We start from the raw sequence: 17083 nt of genomic DNA on the forward strand, positions 1-17083 counted from the left end.
CGTGGTATGTGAGCCTCGGCTCGGGGGCGAACGCTACGGTCAGCAGGCTCAAGGGCACGGGGACTTCGCTGTCCCACATCACGACGTAAGGGACCAAGGTGGGCTCCCCGGTCACCGGGTGGGGGGCGTAGTGCTCGCTCGGCAGCGTGCTGCCTTTATGGAAGAACGACGCGGGTCGAGCCATCAGGAGTCCTCCTCAGCACTGAGGAGTTCCGCCCATACGACCTTGCCCGAATGCCAGTATTCCGAGCCCCAGCGGTGCGCCAGCTCGTGAACGATGAACAGTCCTCGTCCGCTCTCTTCATCACGTCCGGGGCCTGGCCTGTGCAATGTCGGGGACTCGGCGGACGTATCGGATACGGCGAAGCGGACGCGATACGGCGCGGGCAGACTGACACCAAAACAGAGGAACAGACCGCCGCTGTGCTGAGCCGCATTGCCGACCAGTTCCGAGATGATCAGTGACCCGTCCTCTATGAGGTGACCCAGACTCCACGTGCTCAACGCTGTTTCCACCAGTTGACGGGCGTGCCCGGCGGCTTCTGGTGTACAGCACATCTCCTGGCTGTAGCCGGGTACGCCGATTACGTTCGGTTTCGTCGCGGTCATGATCACGGGGTCTTCCCTCCGAGTGGTGGAACCTCCAGGCCCCGACATATAGGAGGCGTATCTAGCTTCCTCCTGCTGCCACAGGTATTCCTGTAGAGCCATTTCACAGGGCTCGCAGTAGTGGAGCTGGCCGGTTTCGCCTTCCGCTTTTATGTCTCCCACTAGCCTCACCGGTAGCGGACTGTTGTCACATTTGAAGCAGCGCCCAGTGAAGACCTCGGAACGCCGAAACTTCATTTATTCATCGAGGGCTTGAGCGGCGGGACGGGCATCAGCCCGCACGGTCGTGGAAGGGCTGGCCCATCGTCGTCCGGCAGTAGAACTAAGGCGCGAGGCGTCCGCCACACGAGCCCGCCGCCGTGCTCCAGTACGTACCAACCGCCGTCCACGGACGAGAACATCGCCACGACGTCACTACGGTTCACGACATCGGGTGGGGCAGGGCGGCCCCGTCCGTGGCACCGACCCCGAGAACTTCACCCAGCTCCGAGTAGAGCCGACGGGCTTCGTGCGGCAGCAACCTCAGTGGCACGTCGCCTGTGAACGTCCCCTCATTGGAGAGCCGCGGGGGAACACTGATCGTGCCGTCGCTCTCCAAGATCAGCTGTTGACCGGGGATGCGCTTAACGCGCCAAGTCGGCTGGTGCACGGCCGCTCCTCTGCATGGTTTGGCGGGTCTGTGAACTACTCAACGCCCGTACGCAGGGGTTATCTACGCTCAACTGCCGGACACGGAGGCGTTCTTGGCATAGTGTCCTAAGTGGCCCAAACGTCCCTGGAGGCCCCTTGAATCAAACGCTGTATGGTGCTATGGCCCGGCGTGGGGTGAAGCCCGGCGAGTTGGCCCGTAAGGTTGGGGTTGACCCCAAAACCGTGAAGAGATGGCTCGCCGACGCCAGCAGGGCGCCCCACCAGGTGACCAGGGCTGCGGTGGCAGAGGCACTAGGAGTGAGAGCGGAAGTGCTGTGGCCTAAGTCGCTCCGGGAAACCGTGAAGATGGGGCCTGACCGGGAGATCGTCAGCGCCTACCCCTATCGAAATGCTTGCCCTACGTCTGTATGGGCGGATCTGATCGCTTCTGCATCGCAGAGCATCACGTTCGCTGGCTACACGAACTACTTCATCTGGCAGGAGCAGCCTCGATTGGCTGACCGGTTGAAGCGGAAACTGCATGATGGGTGCCGAGTGCGGTTCCTAGTAGGAGACCCCGATTCTGAAGTGACGAGAAAGCGCGAAGAGGTCGAAGGTGTGCCACTGACCGTAGGCACACGTATCCGAATCACCCTGGACGCCTTGGAGAAGATGCGGGGTGTCCCCGGCCTGGAAGCTCGCTTCTCGGACCAGCACATTGCATTGTCGGTTTTCGCCTTTGATGACCAGATGCTGGTGACCCCGCATCTGAGCAGTCTCCTGGGGCACGACTCGCCTATGCTTCATCTGAGGCGCCTTGGGGAAGACGGACTGTTTGACCGGTTCCAAGGACACGTGGCAGCTCTGTGGGAAGGCAGCCCTAGGCCCGTATGGGAATAGATTGACTTTCTGATGTGTCGTGGTGCGAAATCCCTTTCCTGGATACATATCCAGGAGGCGCACATGGCTCGGAAAGTCATCACCATCTTCAATGCGTGCCTCCATGATGAGGGACCCGCCCGGCACCGGTGCGGCGCCCGTACGCGTCAGCCCGTGACGCGTCAGCCCGTGACGCGCTCGAAGACGGCGGCCAGCCCCTGCCCGCCGCCGATGCACATGGTCTCCAGCGCGTACCGCGCCTCCCTGCGCCGCACCTCCCCGGCCAGCGTTGCCAGGATCCGGGCCCCGGTGGCGCCGACGGGGTGGCCGAGCGAGATGCCGGAGCCGTTGACGTTGACGCGCTCCTCGTGGTCCTTCTCGGTCAGCCCGAGGGCGCGGGTGCAGGCCAGGACCTGCGCGGCGAACGCCTCGTTCAGCTCGATCAGGTCCATGTCGTCCAGGGAGAGCCCGGCCCGCTCCAGCGCGCCGCGGGTCGCGCCGACGGGCCCCAGTCCCATGGTCCTCGCCGGTACGCCGTCCCGCGCGAAGGACACCAGCCGCAGCAGCGGCGTCAGGCCCAGCCGCTCGGCCGTCGCCGCGCCGGTTACCAGGCAGGCGGCAGCCGCGTCGTTCTGGCCGCTGGCGTTGCCCGCGGTGACCGTCGCCTCCGGGTCGGTCTTGCCCATGACGGGGCGCAGCCCGGCCAGTTGCCCGGCGGTGGTGTCGGGGCGCGGGTGCTCGTCGGTGCCGACGACGGTCTCGCCCTTGCGCGTGCGCACGGTGACCGGCGCGATCTCGTCGGCGAAGCGGCCCTCCTCCATGGCGCGTGCCGCCCTGCGCTGCGAGCGCAGCGCCAGCGCGTCCTGGTCCTCGCGGCTGACGCCGAAGTCGCGGCGCAGGTTCTCCGCCGTCTCGATCATGCCGCCGGGCACCGGGTGGTTCACCCCGCCCGCGGTGACCCGGCCGCGCGCGAGGGAGTCGTGGAGCTGGAGCCCGGGGCCCTTGATGCCCCAGCGGCCCTCGTGCGTGTAGTACGGCGCGGCGCTCATCACCTCGACGCCGCCCGCGATCACGACCTCGCTGAAGCCGCACCGCACCTGCATGGCCGCGTCGAGCACGGCCTGGAGCCCGGAGCCGCAGCGCCGGTCGGTCTGGAGGCCCGTGACCGTCTCGGGCAGCCCGGCGTCCAGCGCGGCGACCCGGCCGATGGCGGGCGCCTCCGAACTCGGGTACGCGTGCCCGAGGATGACCTCGTCCACCCGCGCGCCGTCGATCCCCGTACGGGCGACGACCTCGGCGATGACGTGCGCGGCCAGCGCGGCGGGCCGCTGCGTGGAGAGGGCGCCGCCGAACCTGCCGATGGGGGTGCGTACGGGGGCGCAGATGACGACGTCGGTCGGGGCGGGGGACGACGGGGCCGTGGCCATGGTCGGGCCTTTCCTGAGAGGGCGGGGGCTGTCCGGCTGAGCGGGCGCCGGAGGGGTTTCCCGCCGACCTTCGCACCCCGCACTGTGCCGGTCCAATATCCGATCCGCCTCGCACTGAGACGCACCCGCACCTAATCCGTGAGGGCCTCGGGCGCCGCGTGCGTGCCGGGCGTCGGCAGGGCCTCCTCGGCGATGTCCAGGACGCTGCGCAGCGCAGCCGAGGGGTTGTCCGTGCGCCAGGCGAGCGCGGCCCGCAGCACGACGGGCGGACCGGCGAGTGGGCGGTAGACCAGGCCCGTCTGCTGGATGTGCATGCAGGAGGTGAGCGTGAGGGTCACGCCGACGCCCATCGCCACCAGGGCCAGGATGGTGTACGAGTCCGGCGCCTCCTGCACGATCCGCGGGCGGTGCCCGGCGCTCTCGCACGCCTGGAGCGTGATGTCGCGCAGGCTGGACCCCGTGTTGGCGGGGAAGCTGACGAACGGCTCGCCCGCGAGGTCGGCGACGTCGATCCGCTCGCACCGCGCCAGCCGGTGGTCGGCGGGGAGCGCGCACACCAGTTCCTCCTCGTCGATCACCCGCGTCTCCACGCCGGGCTGGGTCACCGGCAGCCGTACGAAGCCCACGTCCAGCGAGCCGTCGGCGACGCGTGCCAGCGCGCGGTTGGCGTACGTCTGGCCGCGCATCACCAGCTCGATGCCGGGGTGCGCGGCGCGCACGGCCCGCGTCAGCACGGGCAGCGTCGTATGGCTGGAGGCCCCGGCGAAGCCGACCGTGACCCTCCCGTACTCCCCGCGCCCGGCCGCCTTCGCGACCCGCGTGGCGATCTCCAGGTCCTCCAGCACCGTGCGCACCGGTTTCAGGAAGGACTCCCCGGCGCTGGTGAGCCGCACCGAGCGGGTGCTGCGCTCGAAGAGCTGCACGCCCAGCTCCTTCTCCAGCTGGCGGATCTGCTGGCTCAGCGGCGGCTGGGCCATGTGCAGGCGCTTCGCCGCGCGCCCGAAGTGCAGCTCCTCGGCGACGGCCACGAAGGAGGCCAGATAGCGCAGTTCCACGGTGGCCCTCCAGTTATCAATCTCCCGTCTCAAACTGACCTTAATTTGGTATTGGACCCCAATCAATAGGCGCTGGCAGCGTAAGAGGCGACCCGTCACCCGTCACCGCACGCGAGGAGCCGCCATGGGACAGGACGAGGACGCAGCCACCGGAACCGCGCCCGCCGCGCGCACGACCACCACCCCCGCCGCCGTCGACAAGACGATGACGATGCGGGACGCGGTCGCCGCGTATGTCCACGACGGGGACACCGTCGCGCTGGAGGGCTTCACCCACCTCATCCCGACGGCCGCCGGGCACGAGATCATCCGGCAGGGCCGCAGGAACCTGACCGTCGTGCGGATGACCGCCGACATCGTGGTGGACCAGATGCTCGCCGCCGGCTGCGTGTCCCGGCTCGTCTCCTCCTTCGTCGGCAACTCCTCGGCCGGTTCGCTCGGCGAGCTGCGCCGCCGGGTGGAGAAGGGCCTGCCCGAGCCGCTGGTCTTCGAGGAGTACAGCCACTACGGGCTCATCTGCCGCTATCTCGCGGGCGCCCAGCGGCTGCCGTTCTACCCGCTGCGCTCCTACGGCGGCAGCGACCTGCCCCGCGTCAACCCCGACCTGCGCAAGGTCACCTCGCCCTACCCCGGACCCGACGGGGAGCGCGAGGAGATCTACGTCGTCCCGCCCGTCAACCCGGATGTGACGATCATCCACGCCCAGCGCGCCGACCGCGCGGGCAACACCCAGATATGGGGCCTCACCGGCATCCAGGCCGAAGCGGTCTACGCGGCACGCAAGGCCGTCGTCGTCGTGGAGGAGGTCGTCGACGACGAGGTCGTCCGCTCCGACCCGAACCGCACCGTCGTCCCCGCGCACGCCGTGGACGCCGTGGTCGTCTGCCCGCGCGGCGCCCACCCCTCCTTCGCGCAGGGCTACTACGACAGGGACAACGCCTTCTACCGCGCCTGGTCCGCGATCAGCAAGGACGAGGAGCGGCTGCACGCCTGGCTGGCCGAGTGGGTGCACGGCACGCGGGACCACGCCGAGTACGTGGAGCGGCTCGGCGAGGAGCACTGGGCGCGGCTGGCCGTCGGCGACGCCATGAGCCTGCCGGTGAACTACGGGCGGCGGCTGTGACGCGCGTGCCGTCCCGGACACTCGTGCCGCCTCTGAAGAGCGGCGCCAGGGCCGCCGTCCTCCGCCGTACCTCCCGACTCCCGGAAGCGAGCCGCGCATGACCCCCGCCACCACATCCGCCGACGGGTCGGCGACCCGCGAGGCGACCCCGTCCGAGCTGCTGTCCGTGATCGCCTCCAGGGAGCTCGCGGGCAGGCGGACCGTCTTCGCGGGCATCGGACTGCCCACCCTCGCCGCCTCCCTGGCCCATCTGACGGTCGCGCCGAGCCTGGAGATCGTCTACGAGTCCGGGGTGTGCGGCGCCCACCCCTCCCACCTCCCCGAGACCATCGCGGACGCCGTCCTCATCACCGGTGCAGAGGCGGTCCTCTCGATGCCCGCGCTCTTCGGCTCCGTGCTCCAGGGCGGCCACATCGACGTCGGCTTCCTGGGCGCGGCCCAGATCGACAAGTGGGGCAGCCTCAACTCCTCCGTCATCGGCGACTGGCACAGCCCCACCGTGCGGCTGCCGGGATCCGGCGGGGCCAACGAGGTGATGGCCAACTCGCGCGAGGTCTTCGTCGTCATGCGCCGCCACGACCCGCGCTCCTTCACCGAACGCCTCGACTTCTGCACCTCGCCGGGCCCCGACCGCGCTCTGGAGGACGGCATCAGGCCGCTGGGCGCCGGGGTCACCCGCGTCATCACGGAGCTGGGCATCCTCGCCCGCGAGGGTGTGGGGGAGGAGCTGCGGCTGGCTGCCGTGCACCCCGGGGTGAGCGTCGAGCGGGTACGGGAGGCGACCGGCTGGGACCTGGCCGTCGCCGACACCGTCCGCACCATCGAGCCGCCCACCGACGCCGAACTGCGGCTGCTGCGCGACGATGTCGACCCCGACCGTGTGTACCTGCGCTGAACCGGCGCGGAAACGAGAGGAGCGGCAACCGGATGGACCGTAACCGTGTGGACCACAAGGGTGTGGACCGTCACCGTATGGGCAGCCCCGCGCGTATCAGGATCGTCGGAGCCGGGGTCATGGGCCGCGGCATCGCCCAGTGGGCGGCGACGGCGGGCCACACCGTCGAACTCGCGGACGCGCGCCAGGAGTCGGTGACCGAGGCCCGCGAGTTCGTGCGCGGCATGCTGGAGCGCGCCGTCGCCAAGGGACGCACCAGCGAGGCGGAGGCGTCCGCGGCGCTGGAGCGGCTGGTCCCGCTGGAGAGCCCCTACTCCGCGCCCGTCGACGAGGAGCACGCGCCGGTGCTGGTGATCGAGGCGGTCAGGGAGGACCTGGAGACCAAGGCGGGCCTGTTCACCGAGCTGGAGAAGGTGCTGCCCGCCGCCACCGTCTTCGCCACCAACACCTCCTCCCTCTCCGTCACCGAGATCGGGGCGCGGCTCGCCGACCCCTCGCGGCTGGCGGGGCTCCACTTCTTCAACCCGGTGCCGCTGATGCGGATCGCCGAGGTCGTGCCGGGCGCCGCGACCCGCGCGGACATCCCCGGCGCGCTCACGGAGTTCGTCGAGAAGTGCGGCCACCGCGCCGTCACCGTCGCCGACACCCCCGGCTTCCTCGTCAACCACGCGGGCCGCGGACTGGTCACCGAGGCGCTCGCGCTGCTGGAGGAGAACGTCGCGGAACCGGCCGCGCTGGACCGGATCGCGCGCGACGTGCTCGGGCTGCGCATGGGCCCGTTCGAGCTGATGGACCTGACGGGGCTCGACGTCACCGCCTCCGTCATCGACACGGTGTGGCGCGGCTTCCGGCACGCCGACCGGCTGCGCCCCTCCTATCTGACCGCGAACCGCGTGGTGGCGGGCCTGCACGGGCGCAAGACGGGGCGCGGCTGGTACGCGTACGGGGACGAGGGCGGCGTCTCGGACGCCCCGGGCGAGGGCCCGGAGCCCGGCGACGCGGGACGCGCCGTGACCGTCGCGGGAGAGGACGCGGCGGCCGGGGAACTGCGCGCGCTGCTGGCCGCCTCCGGGGCGCGGCTCGACGAGGCGAACCCGCGCGCCCTCGTCCTCGTGCCGACGTGGGGGACCACCGTCGCCGAAGCCGTCGAGCGCCACGGGCTGGACGCGGGGCGCACCCTCGGCGTCGACCCGCTCTCCCTCGCCACGCCGCGCCGCGTCCTCGCGGTGACCCCGGCGTCCGCGCCGGCGGCGGTACGGGACGCGGTCGCCGTGCTCGCGGCGACGGGCGGCGAGGGCGGCGGGAGCACCGAGCAGGGCGCGACGGTCGCGGTCACTGTCGTACGGGACACCGCCGGGTCCGTCGCGCAGCGGCTGCTGGCGTCCATCGTCGGCGTGGCCGCCTCCATCGCCGAACGGGCCATCGCCACCCCGGCCGACATCGACCTCGCCGTCACCCTCGGGCTCGGCTACCCGCACGGCCCGCTGGCCTGGGGCGAGCACGTCGGCGCCGCGCGGCTGCTCGGGCTCCAGCGTGCGCTGCACGCCACGACGGGCGACCCTCGTTACCGGCCCACCCGCTGGGTCACCGAGCGCGCCCAGCTCGGACTCCCGCTGACGGCCCCGGACGCGCCCCTGCCGTAGAGCCGTCGCACACCGCGTCACCCCGCACCGCACCGCACCAACCATCCGGATCACTGAGCTGATCCTCAAGGACGAGGAGCACACTCCATGGACCCGAGGGACTTCGGCCTCTCCGAGACACAGCGCGACTTCCGCGCCATGGCCGCCGAGTTCGTCGACGCCGAGATCGTGCCGCACACCCGCGAGTGGGACCGCGCGGAACGCGTCGACCCCGGCATCGTCAAACGCCTCGGCGAGCTGGGCTTCCTGGGCCTCGCCGTGCCCGAGGAGTACGGCGGCGTCGAGGCCGACACGCTCTCGTACACCCTGGTCACCGAGGAGCTGGGGCGCGGCGACTCCTCCGTGCGCGGCATCGTCTCCGTCTCCCTCGGCCTGGTCACCAAGACCATCGCCGCATACGGGACGGACGCGCAGAAGAGCGAGTGGATACCCCGGCTCACGGCGGGCGAGGCGCTCGGCTGCTTCGCCCTCACCGAGCCGGGCACCGGATCCGACGCGGGCTCGCTCACCACGCGCGCCACCCGCGACGGCGGCGACTGGGTCATCGACGGCGGCAAGATGTTCATCACCAACGGCACCGTCGCCGAGGTCGCCCTCACCTTCGCGCGCACGAGCGAGAAGGGCATCACCGCCTTCCTCGTGCCCACCTCCACGCCCGGCTTCACCGCGACCGAGATCCACGGCAAGCTCGGACTGCGCGGCCAGGCCACGGCCGAGATCACCTACGAGGGCGTCCGCGTCCCCGACTCGGCCCGGCTCGGCGAGACCGACCGCGGCCTGGGCATCGCGCTCGGCGCGCTCTCCCGCGGCCGGGTCTCCGTCGCGGCGGGCTCGGTCGGCGTGGCCCAGGCGGCGCTGGACGCGGCGGTGCGCTACTCGACGGAGCGGGAGCAGTTCGGAAAGCCCGTCGCCTCCTTCCAGCTCGTGCAGGAGCTGCTCGCCGACTCGGCCGTCGACGTGCGTGCCTCGCGGCTGCTCACCCACCAGGTGGCACGGATGGCGGACGCGGGGGTGACGCCGAAGGAGTACGCGACGGAGGCGTCCATCGCGAAGTACCACGCCAGCGAGACCGCCGTGCGGGTCAGCAACAACTGCCTCCAGGTCTTCGGCGGTTACGGCTTCATCGACGAGTACCCGGTGGGCAAGTACCTGCGCGACGCGCGCGTGCTGACGCTCTACGAAGGCACCAGCCAGGTCCAGAAGCTGATCATCGGCCGCGCGCTGACCGGGGTGAACGCGATGTCCTGACGTGTACGTGTGATGTGTTTCTACGTGTGCGCGTGAGGTGTGCGTGCGCGGGGCCGCCGCCCCCCGTGGTGGCGGCGGCCCCGCGCACGGGTGGGGGCAGGCTCAGTCGGCGTACTCGCCGGTGCGGTAGCGGCGCGCCTCGCGCCTTCCCTCGTACCGCGCCTTGCGGTTACTGCTCCTGACCATGCCCTGCCACTCCTTCCTGCACCGTCGCGCCTGGCATCCGGCGCAGCAGGTGTGGCCGAACAGAAGCTGACCGGGGTCGGCCCAGTGGCAGCGGGTGCCCGTCAGCTCGTCCGGGGGCGCGAGGTAAGGGGGCAGGTCGCAGGCGCCGTGACGGTGATCGTGAACCGGTCGCGGACCGTGCTCGGCGTAGCGCACCCACAGTGGCTTGGTCTTGTCCGTACGGGACATACCGCTCCTTTCGGAGTCGCCGGAGAGGGCTTTTGGTGAACCTTGCAGGTTAACCGCACACGTCGAGCGCCGACAAGACCGGAACGAGCGACCGTGGCCCCGGTCTTCGCCGTGCACGCCCTCGGGTAAAGTCCGTGCAGGTTGCAAGAATGTCCGCGACCGGGGAATCAGTGAGCAGCGGCGAGCCCCCGGCGGACCGGACGGAGAGGGTGCGAACACATGGGTGCCAGCAGTGTCGTCGACGAGACCAGCGGGGGAGAGACCGCCCCGGCAGAGCCGTCGACTCCCGCGTCGGACAGCGCCCAGGGAGGCACTGCGGCGGAGCGGCTGCTGCTCTTTACGGACGCGGTGGCCGCGATCTCCATCACCCTGCTGGTCCTGCCGCTGGTCGAACTCGTCCCGGAGGCCGCTTCCGCCCACGAGGGTGCCAGCGAGGTGCTCACCGGCCACCTCAACCAGATCTGGAGCTTCCTGCTCAGTTTCACGGTCATCGCGAACATCTGGCTGGAGCATCACCGGACCTTCGCGTCGGTCTCGAAGGTCAACCGCCCCCTGATGGTATGGAACATGGGGTGGCTGCTCTCCATCGTCGTGCTCCCCCTCCCGACAGAGATGATCGGCGCCTTCGGCTTCGACCGGTTCGTGGGGGCGTTCTACTACTCGACGCTCCTGGCCGGAATGGTGTGCCGGTTGGCGATGCTGAGGATTGTGAAGACCACCCCGGGGCTGCTTGAGGAAGATGACCCAAGGGCACCGCAGAAGGCCGAGGACTCCTACACCGAGAGCTGGCTCAACGTCATCGCCCTGGTCATCGCATTCGCCATCGCGCTCGCCGTACCGGTGCTCCAGTACTACAGCCTGCTGCTCCTCGCCGTCGCGCCGAGGCTGGTACCCCTCCTCAGGGGCCGACGCACCGCCCGCTGACCGAGCGTTCGGGCCGGTGATCGGTGTTGACTCCGGCCCGTCACACGCCTGGCGACGCCTTCCCCCTACCAGTACCAACTCGGACACCGGCAGCCGACACAGGCACAGGCACAGGCACGCCAACATCGTCAGCCCTTTGTGTCAGCTCCTCTTAAGGCACCCGCACCCGGTGGTGCCGCGCGGCGATGCGGAGGTCCGCCTCGACGGCGGCGGCCGTCTCGCGCAGCGCGGGCAGGAGCGCGTCCCTGGTCGTCTCCAGGGGCTCGGAGCCGGAGTGCTGGGCGACGTTGAGCGCCGCGACGACCCGGCCCCCGGCATCCCTGAGCGGCACGGCCACCGAGCGCAGGCCCTCCTCCAGCTCCTGGTCGATGGCGGCGTACCCCGCCCGCGCCGTCTCCTCCACGATCCGCGCGAGCCGTGGCACGGAGGTGACGGTGTGCTCCGTGAAGGCGCGCGGCTCTGCGCGCTCCAGCACGTGTGCGCGCTCCGCCTCGGGCAGCCCGGCGAGGAGGACCCGGCCCATGGCCGTCGCGTAGGCGGGGAAGCGCGTCCCGAGCGTGATGCTGATGCTCATGATGCGGATGGTGGGCACCCGGGCCACGTAGAGGATGTCGGTGCCGTCCAGCACCGTCACGGAGGCCGACTCGTGGACCTTGGCGACCAGGCCGCGCAGATGCGGCTGGGCGATGTCGGCGAAGGACAGGCCCGTCAGATGCGCGTAGCCCAGTTCCAGGACGCGGGGGAGGGGGCGGAAGAGGTGGTCCGAGCACTCCGCGTAGCCCAGCTCCTCCAGTGTGAGCAACGCGCGGCGCGCCGTCGCGCGGGCCAGCCCCGTCGCCTCGGCGACGGCCGAGAGCGACATGCCCTGGCCCGGCGGCGCCTCGCCGAGGGCGCGCAGCACCGTCAGGCCACGGGCGAGGGACTGGAGGAAGCCCGCGCCCAGCTCGCTCTTCGCGCTCCGCGCGGGGTCGGCGCCTGACCCGGCGGCGTCCGCGTCCCCGGCGCCATGCGCATGGTTCACGTCCACCGCCCGCGCCGCGAGCGTCGACTCCATCGTGGCGGCTGCCTCGCGCAGCCTCGGCAGCACCGTGCGGGCGAGGTCACGCGCGCTGTGCCTGCTGGTGTGGCTGACTGCGCTGAGCGCGCAGGCCGTGCGTCCGTCGAGCCCGCGCACCGGCACGGCGACGGCCACCAGCCCCGGCTCGATGAGCTGGTCGTCCAGTGACCAGCCGTCCTCGCTCGCGGCCTCCGCGCGGCGCGTGAACTCCTCCTCGGTGCCCGGCACGGCGCGCGCGGGCACGGCGGAGAAGCCCTCGTCGTGCGGGTCGGCGGCGCGGCGCCTTCGCCACGCCGCCCACTGGTCCGCGTCCCAGCGCGCCGCGAACAGGGCGCCGGGCGCGCAGCGTTCGGCCGGCAGCAGGTCGCCGATGCGGAAGGCCAGCGCCATGGTCCTGCGGCGGGTGGCCTGCACGATGAAGCGCACCCCGTCCCCGTCGGGCACGGCGAGCGAGACGGACTCGTCGAAGTGGTCGGCCAGGGCCTCCGCCTGCGCGCCGAGCGCGTCGGGCAGGCCGCTGGCGGAGAGGTAGGCGTTGCCCAGCTCCATCAGCCGGGGCGCGAGCACCGCCTCCTGGCCGTCGAAGCGCACATGGCCGAGCCGGTCCAGGGTGGCGATGACCCGGTCCACCGTGGAGCGGGCCAGTCCCGTGGCCCGTACGAGGTCACCGGGGCGCGCGCTCTCCTTTCCCGGCCAGGACATGGCGCGCAGCACGGCGAGCCCCCGTTCCAGGGGTCGTACGGATTCCTGCTGCGGCATCGCGCCCTCCTCCTCGTGGCCGTCCCCGTGGCGTCGCCCCGTGGCATCCGTGGACATCCATCGACATCCATGGAAAGCGATTCGCGCGCAACCGTTGACACCGGCCCCCCGCGGTCGGAGACTCCCGTCAAACATTATGAACGAAAGTTCACCAGGCGAACAGCCCCTTTGGTGGACGCGATCAGCGGACCCGCCGCGCCGCGCCCGATACGTATGGGCGGCACACGCAGCACGCACGAAGGGAAACAACCGATGCGCACCACCGTCGGCATCATCGGCGCGGGCCCCGCCGGCCTCCTCCTCGCCCGCCTCCTGCACCGCGCCGGGATCGACTCGGTCGTCCTGGAGGCCCGCGACCGCGCCTACGTCGAAGCGCGGCAGCGCGCCGGGATCCTGGAGCAGGGCACCGTCGACGTGCTGCGCGAGTGCGGCGCGGGTGCGCGCATGGACCGCGAGGGGCTGCGCCACGACGGCATCGAGCTGCGCTTCGACCGGCGCCGCCACCGCGTCGACTTCCCCGAGCTGACGGGCGGAAAGTCCGTGATGGTCTACGCGCAGACAGAGGTCGTCAAAGACCTCATCGCCCTCCACACCGACGAAGGCGGCCCGCTGCTCTTCGAGGCGAAGGCACTGGCCGTCGAGGACCCGGACTCGGAGCACCCGCGCGTCCGCTACGTCCACGAGGGCGTCGAACAGACCCTGGAGTGCGACTACGTGGTCGGCTGCGACGGCTTCTGGGGCGTCGCCCGCGAGGCCGTGCCCCGCGAGCTGTCGCGGGTCTTCGAGCGCACGTACCCCTTCGGCTGGCTCGGCGTCCTCGCCGACGTGCCGCCCTCCAACGACGAACTCGTCTACGCACGCCACGACCGGGGCTTCGCACTGCTCAGCATGCGCTCGCCCGAGGTCTCCCGCCTCTACCTCCAGGTGCCCGACGGAACCGACCCGGACGAGTGGAGCGACGAGGAGATCTGGGACGAACTGGAGCGCCGCTTCGAGACCGCCGACGGCTGGTCGCTCAAACGCGGCCCCGTCACCTCCAAGTCGGTGACCCCCATGCGCAGCTTCGTCCACGAGCCGATGCGCCACGGCCGCCTCTTCCTCGCGGGCGACGCGGCACACATCGTCCCGCCGACCGGAGCCAAGGGCCTCAACCTCGCCGTCAGCGACGTGGTCACCTTCGCGCGCGGCCTGGTCCGGCTGCGCGAGACCGGCTCGGCCGACCGGCTCGACGCCTACTCCGAGACGTGTCTGCGCCGGGTGTGGCAGGCCGAGCGGTTCAGCTACGCGATGACGACCACGCTCCACCGTGCCCCCGACGCGACCGCCTTCGACGACCGCCTCCAGCTCGCCCGACTGGAGCGCATCGCCACAGCGCGCTCGGCCGCCACCGACCTCGCCGAGAACTACACCGGGCTCCCCTTCGGCTGAGCCCCGCCCCCCCCTCGCACCGCTCCCCGCCCGCGTTCCCGTCCCCGCAGAAACGAGAGCCGCATGCCTCCCTCCTCCGGAGCCCCCGCACCCGAGGGCCGTACGCACAGCTTCCGCTCCGTGGCCCCGGTCCTCGGGCTGTGCTGGATGGCCGTCTTCTTCGACGGCATGGACGTCAACATCTACGGCGCCGTCATGCCCCACCTCCTGGACGACGGCTCCCTCGGGCTGACCGAGAGCACGGCGGGCACCATCGGAAGCTGGACGACGTTCGGCATGCTCATCGGCGCGCTGACGGCGGGCACCTTCACGGACTGGCTCGGGCGCAGGCCCGTACTGGTCTGGAGCGTCGTCCTCTTCTCGCTCGGCTCCGCCGTGTGCGCGCTCGCGGGATCGGCCTCGCTCTTCGGCGGCGGGCGCTTCCTCGCCGGGCTCGGCCTCGGCGGGCTGATGCCGATCTGCCTGGCCATGGTCGCGGAGTTCGCGCCGCCGCGCAGGGCCGCGCTGGCCGTCGGGATGCTGATGACCTCGTACCACGCGGGCGGCATGGCGGCCACCGGGCTCGGCCTGGGCATCGCGCCCTCGTTCGGCTGGCGCTGGGTCTTCTGGGCGGGCGTGCTGCCCGCCGTCATCGCGGTGCCGCTGCTGCTGAAGCTGCTGCCGGAGTCGCCCGGCGTGCTGCTGGCGCGGGGCCGCAAGGCGGACGCCGACGCCGTCGCCGACCGCTACGGCATGCCGCGGCCCGTCCCCGCCGAGGCACCGGAGAGCGGCGCGAAGGGCCGGGTCACGGCGGTGCTGGCGCTGTTCGGGCGCGGCACCCGCTGGGCCACCCCGCTCCTGTGGATCGCCTCCTTCTGCGGGCTGCTCCTCGTCTACGGGGTCAGCACCTGGCTGCCGCAGCTCATGCGCGCCTCCGGCTACGGGCTGACGTCCTCCGTCAGCTTCCTGCTCGTCATCAACGCGGGCGGCATCGTCGGCATGCTGATCGCGGGCCGTACCGCCGACCGCTTCGGCCCGGTGCGGGTCTCCGCGATCTGGTTCGTGCTCACGGCGGGCGGCGCACTGCTCCTCAAGGCGCACCTGCCGCTGGGCGTCACCTACGCCGTGGTCTTCGTCACCGGCGTCTGGCTCTTCAGCGCCCAGGTGATGGTCTACGCCGCGAGCAACGCCACCTACGCGCCAGCCGAGCGCGCCGCCGGGCTCGGCTGGGTGACGGGCATCGGCCGCAGCGGCGCCATCGTCGGGCCCTGGATGGGCGGCGCCGTCCTCGCCAACGGGACGGCGGGCTGGGGGTTCACCGCGTTCGCGCTGGCCGGACTGCTCGGCGCGCTGACCATCGCGCTCGTTCCGCTCGCCGTTCGGGTACAACGGAGGCGGGCGGAAGGTTCCATTCCGGGCCCGGCCGACACCCCGCTCCAGCCACAGAGCTGAGCCGTCAGACCAGCAAGACGAGCAGAAGGGCAGGACCCGTCATGACCCTCCACCGCGGCCTCCTCATCGGTGGCCAGGAGGTCCCGGCCACCTCGGGACGCACCGAGGACGACATCAACCCCTCCACGGGCGAGGTCTACGCCACCGTCGCCGCAGCGGACGCCCAGGACGTCGAGCACGCCGTCGACGCGGCCGAGTCCGCAGCCGAGGCGTGGGCCGCGACGGGCACTGGCGCGCGCCGCGCGGTCTTCCTCAAGGCGGCCGAGCTGCTGGAGTCGCGCGGCGAGGCGGCCGTCTCGCTGATGGCCGAGGAGGTCGGCGGCAGCCGCCCCTGGGCGCTGTTCAACGTGCACCTGGCCGCCGGGATCCTGCGCGAGGCCGCTGCGGCGGTCAGCGCGCCGCGCGGCGAGGTGCTGACCCCGGACGACGGCGGCTCGCTGAGCCTCGCCGTACGCGCACCCGTCGGCGTCGTCGCCGCCTTCGCGCCGTGGAACGCGCCGCTGATCCTCGGCATCAGGGCCGTGGCCGCGCCGCTCGCCGCCGGCAACACGGTCGTCGTCAAGCCCAGCGAGGAAGCGCCGCTGGCCTGCGGCTACTTCCTCGCCGATGTGCTGCGCGAGGCGGGGCTGCCGGACGGCGCGCTGAACGTCGTCAGCAACGCGCGCGAGGACGCGGCGGAGGTCGCCGAGGCCCTCGTCGGCGACCCGCGCGTGCGGGCCGTCAACTTCACCGGGTCCACGAACGTCGGCCGCGTCATCGGCAACCTCGCCTCCCAGCACCTGAAGCCCGCGGTGCTGGAACTGGGCGGCAAGAACGCCATCGTCGTGCTCGACGACGCCGACGTCGACTACGCCGTGGACGCCGCCACCTTCGGCGTCTTCATGAACGCGGGCCAGATCTGCATGTCGGGCGACCGCGTCCTGGTGCACGAGTCACTGGCGGCCGACTTCACCGAGAAGTTCGCCGCGAAGGTCTCCGCACTGCCCCACGGCGCGCCCACGGACCCGGAGACGGTCATCGGGCCCCTGGTCAGCGAGGCGGCGGCACACCGCGTCGCCGCGCTTGTCCAGGACGCGGTCGGCAAGGGCGCGAAGGTCCTCGCGGGCGGCGGCGCGCCCACGGGGGCCGTGCACCCGGCGACGGTGCTCAGCGGCGTCACCAAGGAGATGGACCTCTACTACGGTGAGGCGTTCGGCCCGGTCTGCGCGGTGACACCCTTCGCCGACGACGAGGAGGCCATCCGCCTCGTCAACGACACGGACCACGGCCTGACCTGCGGCATCCTCACGGAGAACGGCACCCACGGGCTGGCCGTCGCCCGGCGCGTCCGCACGGGCATCGTCCACGTCAACGACCAGTCGGTGGCGGACGAGCCGCAGGCCCCGTTCGGCGGCGTCAAGTCCTCGGGCTACGGCCGCTTCGGCGGCCGCTGGGGCATCGAGGCGTTCACGGACACCCGCTGGGTCACGCTGGCGTCGAAACACGCGCGGTATCCGTTCTGAGCGGTTCCGTCCTTCAGCCTGCGGCAGGCGTCGACGGAGTGGAGCCAGGATGATCCTGG

General features: G+C 71.5%; 13 protein-coding genes. 8 read left to right on the forward strand and 5 right to left on the reverse strand.

The window, feature by feature from the left end:
• Positions 1-183: 183 nt before the first annotated feature.
• The 3 genes from ACYVOO_RS29005 to ACYVOO_RS29015 all read right to left on the reverse strand — a co-directional run bounded on the left by ACYVOO_RS29005 (position 184) and on the right by ACYVOO_RS29015 (position 4600).
• A complete protein-coding gene (locus ACYVOO_RS29005; RefSeq protein ID WP_461018787.1) occupies positions 184-609 on the reverse strand; it encodes an ATP-binding protein in 426 nt (141 codons plus the stop codon).
• Positions 610-2300: 1691 nt separating this feature from the next.
• Complete coding sequence (locus tag ACYVOO_RS29010) at positions 2301-3545, reverse strand: acetyl-CoA C-acetyltransferase (protein WP_461018665.1); 1245 nt, start codon at positions 3543-3545, stop codon at positions 2301-2303.
• Positions 3546-3676: 131 nt separating this feature from the next.
• Positions 3677-4600, reverse strand: a complete 924-nt coding sequence (locus ACYVOO_RS29015; protein ID WP_461018666.1) for a LysR family transcriptional regulator — start codon at positions 4598-4600, stop codon at positions 3677-3679.
• 205 nt (positions 4601-4805) lie between these two features.
• Here ACYVOO_RS29015 and ACYVOO_RS29020 point away from each other — a divergent pair, with 205 nt between their 5' ends.
• The 4 genes from ACYVOO_RS29020 to ACYVOO_RS29035 all read left to right on the forward strand — a co-directional run bounded on the left by ACYVOO_RS29020 (position 4806) and on the right by ACYVOO_RS29035 (position 9509).
• Entirely contained in the window at positions 4806-5723 is a 918-nt protein-coding gene (locus ACYVOO_RS29020) for a CoA transferase subunit A (RefSeq protein ID WP_461018788.1), read from the forward strand.
• 97 nt (positions 5724-5820) lie between these two features.
• The gene (locus ACYVOO_RS29025) at positions 5821-6618 is read left to right on the forward strand and encodes a CoA-transferase subunit beta (protein WP_461018667.1); all 798 of its coding nucleotides are present in this window, start codon (positions 5821-5823) and stop codon (positions 6616-6618) included.
• A 32-nt stretch (positions 6619-6650) separates the two neighbouring features.
• Entirely contained in the window at positions 6651-8261 is a 1611-nt protein-coding gene (locus tag ACYVOO_RS29030) for a 3-hydroxyacyl-CoA dehydrogenase (RefSeq protein WP_461018668.1), read from the forward strand.
• A gap of 87 nt (positions 8262-8348) precedes the next feature.
• Positions 8349-9509 carry an acyl-CoA dehydrogenase family protein gene (locus tag ACYVOO_RS29035; RefSeq protein WP_461018669.1) on the forward strand — a complete coding sequence of 387 codons (1161 nt, stop codon included), beginning with the start codon at positions 8349-8351 and terminating at the stop codon, positions 9507-9509.
• A gap of 102 nt (positions 9510-9611) precedes the next feature.
• Here the strand turns inward: ACYVOO_RS29035 and ACYVOO_RS29040 are convergent, their stop codons facing one another.
• Entirely contained in the window at positions 9612-9923 is a 312-nt protein-coding gene (locus ACYVOO_RS29040) for a hypothetical protein (RefSeq protein ID WP_461018670.1), read from the reverse strand.
• Positions 9924-10142: 219 nt separating this feature from the next.
• Here ACYVOO_RS29040 and ACYVOO_RS29045 point away from each other — a divergent pair, with 219 nt between their 5' ends.
• A complete protein-coding gene (locus ACYVOO_RS29045) occupies positions 10143-10847 on the forward strand; it encodes a TMEM175 family protein (RefSeq protein ID WP_461018671.1) in 705 nt (234 codons plus the stop codon).
• 151 nt (positions 10848-10998) lie between these two features.
• Here ACYVOO_RS29045 and ACYVOO_RS29050 read toward each other — a convergent pair whose 3' ends face one another.
• The gene (locus tag ACYVOO_RS29050; protein ID WP_461018672.1) at positions 10999-12720 is read right to left on the reverse strand and encodes an IclR family transcriptional regulator domain-containing protein; all 1722 of its coding nucleotides are present in this window, start codon (positions 12718-12720) and stop codon (positions 10999-11001) included.
• A gap of 195 nt (positions 12721-12915) precedes the next feature.
• Between ACYVOO_RS29050 and ACYVOO_RS29055 the strand changes: the two genes are divergently transcribed.
• The 3 genes from ACYVOO_RS29055 to ACYVOO_RS29065 all read left to right on the forward strand — a co-directional run bounded on the left by ACYVOO_RS29055 (position 12916) and on the right by ACYVOO_RS29065 (position 17024).
• Complete coding sequence (locus ACYVOO_RS29055; RefSeq protein ID WP_461018673.1) at positions 12916-14091, forward strand: 4-hydroxybenzoate 3-monooxygenase; 1176 nt, start codon at positions 12916-12918, stop codon at positions 14089-14091.
• 63 nt (positions 14092-14154) lie between these two features.
• Positions 14155-15522, forward strand: a complete 1368-nt coding sequence (locus tag ACYVOO_RS29060) for an MFS transporter (RefSeq protein ID WP_461018674.1) — start codon at positions 14155-14157, stop codon at positions 15520-15522.
• Positions 15523-15563: 41 nt separating this feature from the next.
• On the forward strand, positions 15564-17024 hold the full coding sequence (locus ACYVOO_RS29065; RefSeq protein WP_461018675.1) for an aldehyde dehydrogenase family protein: 1461 nt from the start codon (positions 15564-15566) through the stop codon (positions 17022-17024).
• The last annotated feature ends 59 nt before the right edge of the window (positions 17025-17083 follow it).

The organism is Streptomyces daliensis, assembly GCF_054782395.1.